At 43.4% G+C, this 14,292-nt stretch carries 10 protein-coding genes; 6 read left to right on the plus strand and 4 right to left on the minus strand.

Going from position 1 to position 14,292, the window contains the following annotated elements:
* Positions 1 to 51 precede the first annotated feature (51 nt).
* On the plus strand, positions 52 to 846 hold the full coding sequence (locus PY364_RS17455; protein ID WP_275524397.1) for a transposase: 795 nt from the start codon (positions 52 to 54) through the stop codon (positions 844 to 846).
* A gap of 97 nt (positions 847 to 943) precedes the next feature.
* Here the strand turns inward: PY364_RS17455 and PY364_RS17460 are convergent, their stop codons facing one another.
* Together PY364_RS17460 and smc are read right to left on the minus strand one after the other, a co-directional pair.
* Positions 944 to 1,936, minus strand: a complete 993-nt coding sequence (locus PY364_RS17460; protein WP_275524398.1) for a PRC-barrel domain-containing protein — start codon at positions 1,934 to 1,936, stop codon at positions 944 to 946.
* A 67-nt stretch (positions 1,937 to 2,003) separates the two neighbouring features.
* Positions 2,004 to 5,822 (minus strand): chromosome segregation protein SMC, encoded by a 3,819-nt coding sequence (gene smc / locus PY364_RS17465; protein ID WP_275524400.1) that lies wholly within the window; start codon positions 5,820 to 5,822, stop codon positions 2,004 to 2,006.
* Positions 5,823 to 6,517: 695 nt separating this feature from the next.
* Between smc and PY364_RS17470 the strand changes: the two genes are divergently transcribed.
* Both PY364_RS17470 and PY364_RS17475 read left to right on the plus strand, forming a co-directional pair.
* Positions 6,518 to 8,248 carry a phosphatase PAP2 family protein gene (locus PY364_RS17470; RefSeq protein WP_275524401.1) on the plus strand — a complete coding sequence of 577 codons (1,731 nt, stop codon included), beginning with the start codon at positions 6,518 to 6,520 and terminating at the stop codon, positions 8,246 to 8,248.
* A 252-nt stretch (positions 8,249 to 8,500) separates the two neighbouring features.
* Complete coding sequence (locus tag PY364_RS17475; protein ID WP_275524403.1) at positions 8,501 to 9,277, plus strand: ABC transporter ATP-binding protein; 777 nt, start codon at positions 8,501 to 8,503, stop codon at positions 9,275 to 9,277.
* Between the two features lie 123 nt (positions 9,278 to 9,400).
* On the opposite strand, the gene PY364_RS17480 is transcribed toward PY364_RS17475, so the two are convergent.
* Positions 9,401 to 10,030 carry a hypothetical protein gene (locus tag PY364_RS17480; protein ID WP_275524405.1) on the minus strand — a complete coding sequence of 210 codons (630 nt, stop codon included), beginning with the start codon at positions 10,028 to 10,030 and terminating at the stop codon, positions 9,401 to 9,403.
* Positions 10,031 to 10,050: 20 nt separating this feature from the next.
* On the opposite strand from PY364_RS17480, the gene PY364_RS17485 reads away from it, so the two are divergent.
* The 3 genes from PY364_RS17485 to PY364_RS17495 all read left to right on the plus strand — a co-directional run bounded on the left by PY364_RS17485 (position 10,051) and on the right by PY364_RS17495 (position 11,230).
* A complete protein-coding gene (locus PY364_RS17485) occupies positions 10,051 to 10,182 on the plus strand; it encodes a hypothetical protein (RefSeq protein WP_275524407.1) in 132 nt (43 codons plus the stop codon).
* Between the two features lie 36 nt (positions 10,183 to 10,218).
* Entirely contained in the window at positions 10,219 to 10,551 is a 333-nt protein-coding gene (locus PY364_RS17490) for a hypothetical protein (RefSeq protein ID WP_275524409.1), read from the plus strand.
* A gap of 139 nt (positions 10,552 to 10,690) precedes the next feature.
* The gene (locus tag PY364_RS17495; RefSeq protein ID WP_275524411.1) at positions 10,691 to 11,230 is read left to right on the plus strand and encodes a GIY-YIG nuclease family protein; all 540 of its coding nucleotides are present in this window, start codon (positions 10,691 to 10,693) and stop codon (positions 11,228 to 11,230) included.
* A gap of 131 nt (positions 11,231 to 11,361) precedes the next feature.
* Here PY364_RS17495 and treY read toward each other — a convergent pair whose 3' ends face one another.
* Entirely contained in the window at positions 11,362 to 14,154 is a 2,793-nt protein-coding gene (gene treY, locus PY364_RS17500) for a malto-oligosyltrehalose synthase (RefSeq protein ID WP_275524413.1), read from the minus strand.
* Between the last annotated feature and the right edge of the window lie 138 nt (positions 14,155 to 14,292).

Raw genomic sequence — 14,292 nt, forward strand, 5'->3', positions numbered from 1 at the left:
AGGGCGGCGTTACGATATAATTATTCGTAAAATTCATGCCCTAGTATTAGCATGGAAACCAAACCTAATTATAATGCCCCCGTCCCAGCGATACTTTCAAATCATGACAACAAGAGTGAAAAATTACCTAGTACCCAGGATGGAGATTTAGGAAATTACCGCCTGGAAGGCGGCGTTACGGTATTACCCAGAGGGAAAGGTTACGATATTGGGGAGAAAGTGGCGTTAGGTGATGTCAAAATTCGCCAGCGACGACTACCACACTTGGAAATGAGTAATGGTATTTATTTTATCACCTTTCGGCTTGCCGACTCTATACCCCAATCAGTTCTAAGAGAAATTGAAATAGAACGGCAAAACTTTCTAGCTAAAATAAAGAAATTAAATCGCGAACTTACTCCCGCAGAAAACTTGCGTGCCAATCAATTATTTAGCGATCGCATTGAATTATTTTTAGACAAAGGCATCGGTTCTTGCCATTTAGCCAACCCTGAGATCGCAGAAGTAGTGGCAAAAGCCCTGCAACACTTCAACGGTAAACGCTATCAGCTTTATGCTTGGTGTATAATGCCAAATCATGTCCACGTTATTGTTCGCCTCTTCCCAGAGCAAAACTTAGCAAAGACTCTCCACTCTTGGAAATCCTTTACTGCCAATATTATTAACAAGATTCTGCGAACCCAAGGTCAATTTTGGCAGAGGGAGTATTACGATCGCTTAATTCGGGATGAAGCCGAATTTTATCGAATTGTTCAGTATGTTACTGACAATCCCGCAAAAGCCAACTTGTCAGATTGGCAGTGGGTTGAACTCTGTAACTGGGAAGATCCCAACACTATCCCGTAACGCCGCCTTCCAGGCGGTAATTCCGTAACGCCGCCTTCTAGGCGGTAATTCCGTAACGCCGCCTTCTAGGCGGTACCGCCTGGAAGGCGGCGTTACATTAATAACCCGATTCCTCCTCATACTCAGGAGCCTTTTTCTTCTCAGGGATATTCACCCGCGTAGGCTTATAAGGCTTCGGAGATTCATCATCACCCCAAGCATCCGCCTCCACATCATCCTCATACTCCAAGACCATTTTCTTTTCCAAAGAACGAACTGGAGCCGGATAATCCCTCTCTACATACTCCTCCTCATAATCCCCTCCATCGTCCCAGTTATTATCTTCGTCATAATCATCATAAATTGGCTCCGGCTGCGGCGGACGTACAGGGGGGCGCACTACCGGCCTTTGCCATTGTTCGTCCTCATCCCAAGCTTCCTCAACCGCTGGCGCAACAGTCTTTCTTCTGTTTTCCACAGGTCTAACTATCTCTCCAGTACCTAATTGATTTCCAGGACTAATCATTGTGGGGAGAGTATACCCATCATCTTCGCGCTCCCAAGGTGCTTGTCCTAGACCAATACGCTCTAAAATCCCTACTGTTAGCTGACGCAGCCTTTCCTCCGATCCTTCAAACACAATTAGGCGATTAGGGCCGCTGCTGACAATTTCCTCTATGGGGAGCTCGTAAGTGCTGAGAATTTGCTCAGGGATTTGGGGGATTCCTAGGGAGGCGATGATTAAAGATACAAGTTTACCTGTCTCGCCATCGAACCTAAAACTCCGTACCCGGCCTAAAAGTTCTCCAGTTTCGGTAATAACTTCGCTGTTAATTAAGCTGCTGTAGGCTTCTACGTCTACATCGTCTTCGATCGCATTTTCGTCTTCCACCAATATTACATCACCAATTTCGCGAACGTTGGTGAGAAACATAAACTTTGGCATCCCAGCGATCGCCAGTATATTCTCTCGCAAGCCGATAGCCACAACCTCTCGTCGGTCAATATCTACCCACAATTGACTCACCACCCCTAAGCGTTTACCTCTGTCGCGGGTGATAACCTGAGTACCTAGAAGGTCGGAGCGTTGGCGGATTTGTTCAGATGTCATTCTAGCTCTAATCCTGATTTCTTAAATATACATACTACTTAACACAGCGCTAAACCTTGACTCCGGGTTACAATTTCAGTCCTAGGACTTGAGTATAAGCTCCCCGTGCCTGTGTTACGCCAATTGTGCGCTCAGCCGATTGAATCATAGGACGGCGCAAACTGACAACAATAAATTGAGCTTGTTCTGCCTGTCTTTTGATCATTCTAGCTAATCGCTCCACATTTGCCCCATCTAAAAACATATCTACTTCATCAAAAGCATAGAAGGTTGACGGGCGATAGCGTTGTAGTGCAAAAATAAAGCTTAGTGCTGTCAGGGATTTTTCGCCCCCAGACATGGAAGCTAAGCGCTGTACGGGTTTGCCTTTGGGGTGAGCAACTAGATTCAGGCCGCTGATGAAGGGATCTTCGGGGTCATCTAGCTGGAGATAGCCGTCACCTTCGGAAAGTTCGGCAAAAATGACTTGAAAGTTTTGGTTAACTGCGTCAAAGGCTTCTTTAAAAGCACGTCGCCGCAAGGTTGTAAAGTTCTCAATTCTTAATAACAGTTCGGTGCGTTCTCCTTCTAATGTTGCCAATTTTTGACTCAATTCTTGGAGACGTTCTTGAGTGCGATTGTATTCTTCTAAGGCTAACATATTTACGGGTTCTAAGGCTTGAATCCGTTTAGTTAGGGATTTTACTTCTTGCTGTAATTCGGCTAAATCTACTTTTTCCAGATGTTCGGGAATTTCTGGCGCGGGATCTGGCAATTCTCCGCGCTGGGTTTCTAGCTGAGTGCGAATAGTGGTTAACTGTTCCCGTCGCTCGTGTTGAGTTTCTTGCAGCTTTTGCAGTTGCCATTCTAGCTGTTGTTTGGCTAGGTGGCGCTCTCTGAGGTGAGATTCAGCGCGATCGCGCTCTTCTTTTTCTGCACCCAATTTTTCCTCTATTTGAGCTAACAGTACCTTAGTTTCGGTAATTTGTTCGCTAATGGTAGACAAATCGCTTTTCAGAGTTAACTGTTGACTGTCTACTGTTAACTGCTGATGGTGATATTCCTCTAACTTTTTGTTGCTGTCTTTGATTTTTTCTTGTAGGCGCTGGCTTTGATTTCCTAATTCTGCTAAGCGTTGCTGGTCATTTCGCAACGCTAATTCTCGCTCTTGCAAATTAGTTTCTAAACTGCGGAGATTTGTTTGCATTTGTTGCCATTCGCTATGGCGATTTGACTCTTCTAATTGTGCTAAAGTTTCGCGATATTGCTGTAATTCTGTTTCTTTTCCTGGCAATTCTAGCTCCAGCAATTGCAAGCGAGTTTCAGCATTAGCTAATTCTTGAGTATTCTTAGCGAGTTGAATTTTTACCTGTTCTTGCTGCGAGGTTAAATTCTTGATTTCCGCTTCTAACTGTTCTAATTTTAACTGACTTTCTCGTTGATTTTGTCTGGCTTCTACTAACTCTCGCTCGTGAGATTTCACAGCCGCCGCAGCTTGGACAATTGCAGTTTTGCACCGCTCTAAAATTCGCTCAATTTCTTGTAATCGTTCCTGCAAAGATGCAATTACTCTAGTTTCGATCGCAGAATCGCTAGCATCAACATTGCCAAAATGCAAGGAAGAGCGCGTGACAATACTACCGCCACTCATCGCGCCGCTAGTCTCTAAAATTTCCCCATCTAAAGTTACAATTCTGTAAATGCCTAAGTGTCTGCGAGCATCGCTAAGATTGGCAAAGACAACAGTATTGCCAAACACATAAGCAAAGATTTCTCGATAGCGGGAATCGCAATCAATTAAATTCACCGCCGCATCAATAAATCCAGCAGCGCGACGCAAAACATCGGGGGGAGAGAATCGCGAGCCGCGAATTTTGTTCAGCGGCAAAAACGTCATTCTTCCGGCTCTTGTTCTTTTCAAAACTTCAATTGCGGCCGCTGCTACACTATCATCATCTACCACCATATTTGTCATCCGTGCACCAGCGGCAATTTCTAAAGCTAACTGATAGCGCGGTTCCACTCTTCCCAATTGTGCGACTAAGCCGCAAATGCCGTTAATGCCACTTTGGACTATAACTTTAGTTGCCGCAGTTCCGGTAGTTTCTTGAATAGCTTGAGCTTGCGCTTCTAGCTTATCTAATTTTCGCTGTCTTTCCCGTTGTTCTTCCAGCAGGCGGGTTTGAGTATCCTGTTGTAGTTGCAATTCTTGTTCGGCGGATGCTACAATTTGAGTTAAAGATTCTACTTGCAGTGAGGCGAAAGCTTTAGTTTCAACCGAGCGGGTGAGTTGATTTTGTTTATCTGCAACTTCCTGTTCTAAATTCTGCAAAGACTCGTTTTGCTCTTGAATTTTCCGCTGCAATTGATCGGCACGTTCCCTTACAGTTGCTTGTTCCGTGCGTTGCGGATTGATGGTTTTTTGCAGAATTTCTATTTGGTGGTGGAGTTCTGTTTGTTGCTGCACCCAAGCTTCAGCAGTAGACGCGATCGCATTCACAACTTCCCGGTTTTGGTCGAGAATTCGTTGCGCTTCATCCCGCTGTTGCTGCAAAATTCCATGTTGAGAATTGGTATAGGATATTTCTACCTCTACCTGTTCTAAGGTTTGCCGATGTTGGCGAATTTGTTGGTCAGTTTGTGCTATTTGTACCGCCGTTTGTTGCGCTGCTGTTTCTAGTTCTTGCTTGCGGTTTAGCAGTTGCCGTTGTTCTGCTTCCTGAGTAACTAAAGTAGATTGCAAAGCTATGAGTTCCGATTCTCCTAAAGCTTTGACCCGCGCATTTAATCGATCGAGTTCAGCGGTTGCTTGTTGAATTTGGGTTTCGAGGGATTGGAGTTGACTATTTAAGTCAGTTAAAGTGCGATCGCCTGCTTCGATTTGTTCCCGCAATTTCCACTCTTGTTGTTGCAGGCGGCGATATTTGAGTATGGCTTCAAACTGCGATTTTTCTTGCAATTCAGCACGCAGTTTTTGATATTTTTCAGCTTTCACGCGGTCAGCAGAAAGGCGATCGCGTTGTGTAATTAGTTCTTTCTCAACAATGCGCGATCGCTCTTCGTGGCCTTTTACCTCATCTAACTTATTTTTAGCTAAGACTATTTTGCGATCGAATTGCGCCACACCCGCCAATTCGTCAATAATTTCGCGACGTTCCTTCGCATTCATGGAAATAATGCTAGTAACATCGCCTTGGAGTACGACATTATAGCCTTCTGGATAAATCCGCAGGCGGTTTAACTGTTCGTGGAGTTCTGTCAGCGTACAGGGGTCGCCGTTGATGTAATAATTTGAGGTGTAAGTGCCTTGTTTTGTCACCCGCAGCTTACGAGTTACACTCCACTCCGCAAATTTTGACTGTTTGTTCCCCCCCTTAGCAAGGGGGGGTTGGGGGGGTTCTAAAGTTGGGTTATCAGGCTGGGAGTGTCCGTTATTTTCGTGAAGTGCGATCGCTTCGGCGCGGCGTTTCGCGATCGCATCAATTTCCTCATTCTCTGCAACAGATAACTCATCCGTTACATCCGTTTCCTCATTCTCTGCAACAGATAACTCATCTTTTACATCATTTTCCTCACCATCTGCAACCGATAACTCATCTTTTACATCAATGTCGTCACCATCTGCTAACCATTTTTCGGCCTCAGCTTCCAAATGAAAAGTCGCCGTCACGCTAGCTTCAACAGTACCGCGCTTATTTTGAGCATTATTAACCAAATCCGGCAAACGTTCGGCCCGCATTCCTTTGGAGGTGGAAAGTCCCAGACAAAATAGCAAAGCATCGAGGATATTGGACTTACCGGAACCATTGGGCCCGGAAACCACAGTAAACCCCGGCAGCAAGGGAATGGCCGTTGTGCCGCCAAAGGACTTAAAATTTGTCAGTTCAACTCGCTTGATGTGAACCATTATGCTCGGCTTAGCTGTAGCGCTGATCTAGTCTGGATTACGTTCACTGCTCTAGGGTAACACTTCGACAGTCGAAGGAAGAAGGCAGAAGGCAGAAGGCAGAAGGCAGAAGGAAGAAGGCAGAAGGCAGAAGGCAGAAGGCAGAAGGCAGAAGGAAGAAGCTTTAGTTATCTAGGAGAGAAGGAAAATGCGATCGCAGTAAGGATTTCAGTAATTAACAATGTCCTAACCGTCTTGGCGGTTGCTATACCTCGACTTGCCTGGTTTCTCTTTCCCCAACTTCTCCAAAATTTGGACGATCGCACTGCATTTCCTTTGTCCTTTTCATAGTCTACTCCCAAGATAGCTCAAGTTAGGGAAGCGATCGCTTCTAGGAGTCTAGTTGAGGACATCCTAATTTTCAGTAAATTCACCTAATTAACAATGTAAAATACGGATGGCTAAAAAGCTTGCTGTATAAGCATTCTTCCCTCTTCCCTCTTCCTTCTTCCTTCCTTCTACGTTATAAGTTAAATTCGATGTATAGCAGTCGCCAAGGCGATTAGGACGTTCTGAGTTCCACCAAACTCGCTGATTCTATTCCCTTCTTCCCCTTCTTTCCCTAGTCCCTAGCCCCTAGCCCCTAGCCCCTAACCGCTGAAAGCGGTTGCTATAACTATTATCCGCGATCGCGTTAACTTCGCAAAGGTTTAAGTATGGTAATTAATGGTAATTCAAGTTTTGACTATCTCCAAGGAACGGCAGAATCAGACAGCCTTGTGGCTTTTGAAGGGAATGATATAGTTTACGGCCGAAAGGGAGACGATGCGATCGCAGGCGGCGATGGCAAAGACAAGCTCAACGGCGGTCAAGGTAACGATGCCATCTACGGTGGCGCAGACGATGATATCATCTGGGGAGCAAAAGGCAACGACCGAATTTTTGGCGAAGTCGGCAATGATACTCTCATTGGTGGCAAAGGTAGCGATACCCTCACTGGCGGAGAAGGAAATAATATTTTCGGTATTGCGATCGAAGGCTGCGGCTGCCAAACTATCACCAAAGCCGATTACATTACCGACTTTAAAAGTGGTAGCGATACCCTGCGCTTACTCAATGGAGTTAAGTATGAAGATTTAAACATCTTTCAAGGCACGGGCGCTAACAGTAATAATACCATTATTCGCGACAAACTCACAGGCGAATATATGGCAGTATTGCAAGGAGTTAATGTCAGTACCATTACCCAAAATGACTTTGTAACTTTTACCTCTGGTAAAGTCGTAACTGACTGGAATGCAACGCTACTAGATGCAGTGCGAACAGGTGGCACTCCGCCTCCCGTAGCGGCCAGGAATATGGCAATGGTTCACACTGCTATTTATAACGCTGTGAATGCGATCGATGGAAGCCACAGTGCTTACAAACTGGAATTAGAAGCGCCTGCGGGAGCCTCTGAGGAAGCAGCGGTGGCAGCCGCCGCAAGCCGGATATTAACAAGTTTGTACCCTGCACAAAAAGCAAAATTTGATGCTGCGATCGCATCATCTTTAGCCACAATTCCTAACAACCAGGCGAAAACCGACGGTATTGCAGTTGGAGTATCTTCCGCCGACCAAATTATTGCTTTAAGGAGTAAAGATGGCACAAGTACGGCAGTGAATTTTACATCAACAACTGACCCTGGCGACTGGGTTCCAACTCCACCAGCCTTTGCAAATGCGTTGTTACCTCAATGGCCTAAAGTTGATTGTTTTGCGATGACTAGCGGTTCCCAGTTTCAGCCGTCAGGGCCACCAGATTTAGATAGCGCTAAATACGCAGATGATGTTAATTTTGTTAAGGAAATAGGCGCAAAAGATAGCTTGATGAGATCGCCAGATCAAACAGCAATTGCTAAATTCTGGGAAGATGGTTCCAACACTTTTACCCCTCCTGGACACTGGAACCAAATCGCGGAACAAGTATCTACACTAGCGGAAAATTCCCTAGAAGAAAATGCTCGGCTGTTTGCAATGCTAAATATTGGCTTAGCTGATGCCGGTATTTGTGCCTGGGATGCCAAGTATAAATACGATCTCTGGCGACCACTAACAGCAATCCAGCAAGCTGATAAAGACGGCAATCCAGATACAGTTGCCGATCCAAATTGGCAGCCATTGTTAACTACTCCCCCTTTCCCTGAGTACATATCTGGACACAGTACATTTAGCGGTGCAGCCGACTCAATCTTGAGTTATTTCTTTGGAAATGATTTCAGTTTTGTAGATACAGGAGAGCCATCTATAAATAGTTCTTTACGAAAGTTTGACAGCTTTGGAAATGCAGCAGATGAAGCTGGAATGAGCCGCCTTTACGGAGGTATTCATTTTATGAGTGCTAATCAAGACGGTTTGGCGGCGGGGAGAGATTTAGGTAACTATGTCGTCCAGAATTTTTTGATTTGATTGTTCTTATACCAACCACCAAAATGGTTAGGAAATTTTGTTTCTTTGATAACTTACGTAACGCCGCCCTCTGGGCGGTAATATACCGCCCAGAGGGCAGCGTTACGGTTGCTAATTCTAAGTTATGACTCCTGCTTTTATTAATTTTTAAAGTCTTTGACATTTTCAGAAAAATCTTTTAGAATATTGATAGGTAGTCAAATGCTGGAAAGCTCATCAAGCTTAATCCCTCACACAGCGCTAATTTTTTCTATGAAATACCAAGCCTCAGAAAGCTACTCCTCAACCCTCCAAGACGAACTCAACCAAGAATTAGAAAAACCTGTCATTATCGGCTTAGAAAATGTCACTAAAGTTTATGGTATCGGCGATCTGGAAGTTCGGGCTTTAAACGGTGTCAGCTTGATAGTAAAGAAAGGGGAGTATTGCGCGATTATGGGAGCATCTGGATCGGGTAAATCTACAGCCATGAATATTATCGGCTGTCTGGATCGGCCCAGCAGTGGCCGTTATTATTTAGACGGGGTGGATGTCGCACAAATGCCAGAGGATGATTTGGCTGGTATTCGCAATTTAAAGCTGGGCTTTGTGTTCCAGCAATTTCATCTGCTAGCGCAGTTAACAGCATTAGAAAATGTGATGTTACCGATGGTTTATGCGAGCGTTCCTCCAGCGGAAAGAAAAGAAAGAGCAACTATTGCTTTAACGCGGGTAGGTTTGGAAAGTCGGCTATATAATAAACCCAACCAACTATCAGGAGGACAACAGCAGCGGGTGGCGATCGCGCGTGCCATAGTCAACCGTCCCGTCCTATTATTAGCAGATGAACCTACAGGGGCTTTAGATAGCAAAACTACTCAAGAAGTGATGAATATTTTCACAGAACTAAATGACAGTGGGATGACTGTTGTGATGGTGACACACGAGTCAGAGGTAGCGCGTCAAACTCGTCGAATTGTCGTATTTCGTGATGGCAAAGTGATACATGATGACCTCACGCCAGATGACCTTCACAGTGCTGGATTTTAACTGATTAATCGGTAATTGGTAATTGGTAATTGGTAATTGGTAATTGGTAATTGGTAAGCAGATTAACAGTTAACAGTTAACAGTTAACAGTTAACAGTTAACAGTTAACAGTTAACTGCTAGCTCATTTTTCTTGCAATTGCTTGACAGCGCGAGTTAGACGCTGCAAATATGGTTTGATAATTTCTCTATTCTGGTGCTGTAACTGAGAAACCTGGTCTTGCAAGTGGTTAATCTGGGTTTCCAGTGCTGTCAAGTCTTTTACGGGTTGACTTGTCAAATTTTCCAATTGATTTAGGGAAGCTTTAACCTCACTAAAATCAGAAGTTTCACCGCTACGATGATGCAAATCTGCGGTATTATTTTTAATCTCAGTTAACTTTTCATCCATTAGCAAAAAACGCACATTCACAGTTTCCCAATCTTGCTGTCCAAGTACATTAGTTTCCAAGCTGCGGAGTTTCTGTTGCAAGTCAGAGAGGATAGCATCGATATCCTGGGAATTTTCGGGGAGTGCGTGGACTTCGCGGTGGATCGATTCTACAACTGTATGGATGTCCGCGATCGCGGAACTCGCGTTTTCCCGAACCTGTTCCTCAAAGCGTTGCCGATTGGCCAAATTCAGCGATAAAGCTAGAGTTAAAGGAGCAGCGGCATAGATAAGTTGACCTGATAGTGCTGCCGCCAACGTACCAATGGCAGAACCAGCAACAGAGGCGTATTCTGCCAATTCTAGCCAATTCCGCTGGTTCAAGGGGTGGCTTACAGTTTTAAATGATGTGTTCTCAACTTTCTGCATGGGTTGATATTCTGGTAGATTGCAATATGGATATGATAGAGGCAATTTTGGAAGGAAGAAGGGCGATCGCGTCAAGGTTCAACTATAGCGATCGCTCCCATCCCTGAAATCGCCTCAGTAGTTACTAACTAGGTAGAAATAAAATGGGTCTGAAAATTATCGAAAGCTTTGATGGCAATTTTACCCTAGAAGCGGAGGCTAAAGCAGAACTATTTACATTGTTAACGGGTGAAAACTTCCTCAAACAAGTAACAGAACAATTGCAGTGCGATCGCGCCGAGTTTGCCGAACTACTTTTCCAGCCAGTTCCTTATAGTACAGCAACACCGAAAGGGATGCCTCCTGAATTTGAGAAGTATCGGGAATCGAAGGATTATGAAATTATTAACGTCCCCCCTAACTTTATGTTCAAAGCTAAAATATTTAAACCCAGTCGTCTCTGTGCCATTTATCGAGTTTTCAACAATGAAGAGTAAGAGAAAGAGAAATAAATAAGACTCACGGTTTACGTAACGCCGCCAACAGGCACGGTTTCTTGACGCGCTGCGCTTGCCAAGCAATGACATAGTTATGTCTTTTCCTTCTTCCTTCTTCCTTCTTCCTTCATTATCAACAATGACAACTGAAATACCATCCCTCAATAGCTTAGAATTTATCCCCTACATTGACACTGAGGGTTTAGTCCCTAATAGCGTACAGGGAAAAATCGGAGTTTATGCAATTTTTGACAGCCAAAAAGTTTTGCAATTTGTAGGTTATTCTCGCGATATGTATCTCAGCCTCAAACAGCATTTAGTGCGCCAATCACAAGGCTGTCACTGGTTAAAATTCCAAACTATTGAACGGCCAAATCGCACCATCTTAGAAAGCATTCGAGATGCTTGGATTGCCGAGAATGGTTCAATACCTAGTGGCAATGATGCTGACCAAGCTAAGTGGAACGATCCGATCGATGTTAAACCTGCGATGACAGTTGAAGAATTGGCTAATTACGAAAGTATAGTAATTGATGAAATTGCGAAAGATAAGTTGTTGAAAAATGTCGCGCGGCGAGTAGAGGCGGAAATTTTATCGTCCCTAAAATCGCGGGGCGTGACAGAGGAAATTCGCTTCAATCCTAAGTTGAAAACCAGCGGTTTACTGGATTTGAAGTAATGCGTGAAGCACTTTACTTCAGTCCGCGTAGGCGGACTTTGTTTGTATAGCCGCGATTTCTAATCGCCCAGAAAAAAGTGCGATCGCACTGTCTAAAAAGTGCGATCGCCTTCTAATTCCGCTACATCTATCTATTGGCTAATCAGTAAAGCCACAGGAAAATTTTTAAGAGCCTCACCAATTGCTAACTTACCATCTGTTTTAATCATCTGCTCAGTAATAACATTTTTCCAGACAGACGGTATTTCCTGCGAAAACTCAAGGCTAGTATCTCCCCATACCTGTTCACCAAGTGGCAATTCTTCTGGCTGAATCAGTTTTGTTAAAAAGCGGGGAGCGACAGTAACAACTGTTCGATCGCCATAGCTTCTAGCAAAAGCTACAACACAATCCTTAAACTTGCCAATTACCTCTAGTGGTTGATAGCTTCCTTCCTGAAAAACTTGCTGATATTTTTTCCTAGCCTCCAGAACTCTAGTAATCAAAAATAGCTTAATTCTGGCATCTTCTCGTGTCAAAATTAGCTCCTCAATCAGTGGCAAAATATCTGCCTTAGCTTTCTCCTTAATCTCCCGCAAAACCTCAACTCGCCGCTCAAAATTAACTGGCCGACGATTATCTGGATCTACATGACTCAAATCCCAGAATTCACTACCCTGATAAATATCAGGTACACCGGGAGCAGTCGCTTTCAGCAGTGTTTGAGATAAAGAATTAAAAATTCCATATTGAGCAACCCGCTTCCAAAAAGGCATAACTTCTTGGATAAATTGATTTTGTTCGGAAGGCTCCAGAACATTATCAACAAAAGCCATAAAATCTGCCTCATAATCATTATCTGGCCTTAACCAAGCCGTGTGAACTTTAGCCTCACGGACGGCCTTAATCATAAAATTTTTCATCCGCTCGATAAAATCAGTATTTTCAATTCCCTCAAAAGGTAAACTTCCAACAAGTGTTTGGTAAAAGAAGTATTCATCATTAGGAGCAGGAACCATTTGACCATTGAGACTTTTTCTTTGGGAACGGTTGATATCGCTCCAAGTTTTCACCTGTTTTTCCCATTCTTCCGGGATTTCAGAAAGCACGTTAATTCGCGCTCGCACATCTTCCCCCCGTTTAGTATCGTGAGTAGCCGTAGCATTCATTTTATGGGGCCAGACTTCCTGTTGCTTGCGGTTAAACTCGTGAAAATCAGCTAAGGAAATACCAAAATGACTGGGACTACCACCAACTTCATTAAGAGATAAAAGACGATTATAGACATAGAAAAGAGTGTCCTCAATTCCCTTGGCCATCAAAGGGCCAGTCAACTGCTGAAGCTTCATTACAAAGTGACGTTGTTCCTCTCTTTGTAATGCTGTTAAACTTTCCTCTTCTTCTAGTAAGAGTAAATTTTCGATAAAGTCTAGTTCTTTCAGCAATTGCGGTTCTTGTTGCTTAGCTTTGGCAATCGCATCTTTTACATAAGTACGATCTGATTCCCTCAACCCATCCTGATTTATATAGGTTCGATAAACTGGAAAAATTGTTAAAACGGCACTAAGTGCTCTTGCCAAACCTAGCCGAGTAAAGTCATTTCCGTGTCGAGATTTACCCGATATTTTTTTCAGAAGTTGAGCTAAATTGTCTACATCTCCCGCTAAATTCTTTTCAACGATCAGTGCTTTCTTTTCCTTAAAAAGCTGCTCGTAATTAATATTTGCTCGTGTAAATCTCAAGTAGATATCAGTGAACTGTTGCTCGTTATCACAACAGCAAAAAATGCCGTTAACGTAGTTCAAAAAGTCGTAGCCACTCGTTCCCTGAATCGGCCAATAAGAGGGCAAGTCTTCTTTTTGTTCAAGAATTTTTTCAACTGTGATGTAAATATCTCCGGTTCTATCTCTGAGTCTTTTTAGATATTCTGTTGGGTCATAAAGTCCATCAATGTGATCGATTCTCAGTCCAGTAAATTTCCCCTCTTCCACCATCTGAAATATCAGAGCATGAGTTTTGTGAAAAACTTTAAGTTCTTCGACTTTTACAGAAATCAATTCATTAACAGTAAAAAATCGTCTATAGTTAATTTCTTCTGCTCCTACCTTCCAGAAAGATAGGCGATAGAACTGATCCGCAAGCAAAGTATCCAGCCAGTTAAAACTTTCTGAATTGCCATTTTCCCCATTAAAAAAATTGATGTTTTTATCAATAAACTCCTTAACTGATGGATTTTGAGTATAAAGTTCCCACAGAAGACCTTTAACAAAAGCGATCTGATCGTATCGTTCTTTGCCTTTTGTTTCGGAAGGCGCACTTTTAATCAGGTACAGAATACCCAGTAATTTGATAAAATCAGGATGCTGTCTTCCTAATTCTCTGGCAAGCTGTCCCAAATTATGAGTAATAAATTTGGCATAAGATGCAAGACAAACGGGCAATTTTAGGCTATAATAATTAACGCTCAAACCACCTTCGTCATAATTGAGTTGAATCTCTCCATTTTCCAGGCAATCTCCATAAAAATTGCCCAGCATCGGGGTAAGTATTCGCCCTTTTAGATTTTCATCAGGATGATTCCATTCAATATCAAAGTAGTCAAAATAGTCGGAATCATTACCGTTTTCTAGTACGTCCATGAGGAACTGATTTTGAGAATCATAAGCCATGTGGTTAGGAACAATATCCTGTACCCATCCCATGCCGTGTTCCTGGATTGTCCTCACCAATTCTTCAAAGTTTTCTGAGGTTCCTAGTTCGGGATTGAGGTGATTTGAATCAACAACATCATAGCCGTGAGTGCTACCCTTTCTGGCTTTAAAAACGGGTGAAGCATAAACATCAGTAATTCCTAATTCTGCTAGATAACTAATTATGTCGTTGGCGGATTTAAAGTCAAAACCTGCATGGAATTGAATTCGGTAGGTGGTTGTGGGAATCTGCATAGTTTTACCTTAATTTTAAGAGCGCTAAAGCGCAACTACGTACCTTTACTTAGACTATCTGTATGGTGGGCGCTCGCCACACAAAGCTTGTAACTTATAGCTAGAAATTATTGAGGCGAGCGCCCACCTTACTCCTAT

This window comes from Kamptonema sp. UHCC 0994 (genome assembly GCF_029167235.1).
Lineage (GTDB): Bacteria > Cyanobacteriota > Cyanobacteriia > Cyanobacteriales > Microcoleaceae > Kamptonema.

Coding starts and splice junctions, on each gene's coding strand:
- PY364_RS17460 (WP_275524398.1), bottom strand. CDS start 1,936: ATGACATCTGAACAAATCCGCCAACGCTCCGACCTTCTAGGTACTCAG.
- PY364_RS17495 (WP_275524411.1), top strand. CDS start 10,691: ATGACAACTGAAATACCATCCCTCAATAGCTTAGAATTTATCCCCTAC.
- PY364_RS17475 (WP_275524403.1), top strand. CDS start 8,501: ATGAAATACCAAGCCTCAGAAAGCTACTCCTCAACCCTCCAAGACGAA.
- PY364_RS17470 (WP_275524401.1), top strand. CDS start 6,518: ATGGTAATTAATGGTAATTCAAGTTTTGACTATCTCCAAGGAACGGCA.
- PY364_RS17485 (WP_275524407.1), top strand. CDS start 10,051: ATGATGTGTTCTCAACTTTCTGCATGGGTTGATATTCTGGTAGATTGC.
- PY364_RS17455 (WP_275524397.1), top strand. CDS start 52: ATGGAAACCAAACCTAATTATAATGCCCCCGTCCCAGCGATACTTTCA.
- treY (WP_275524413.1), bottom strand. CDS start 14,154: ATGCAGATTCCCACAACCACCTACCGAATTCAATTCCATGCAGGTTTT.
- smc (WP_275524400.1), bottom strand. CDS start 5,822: ATGGTTCACATCAAGCGAGTTGAACTGACAAATTTTAAGTCCTTTGGC.
- PY364_RS17490 (WP_275524409.1), top strand. CDS start 10,219: ATGGGTCTGAAAATTATCGAAAGCTTTGATGGCAATTTTACCCTAGAA.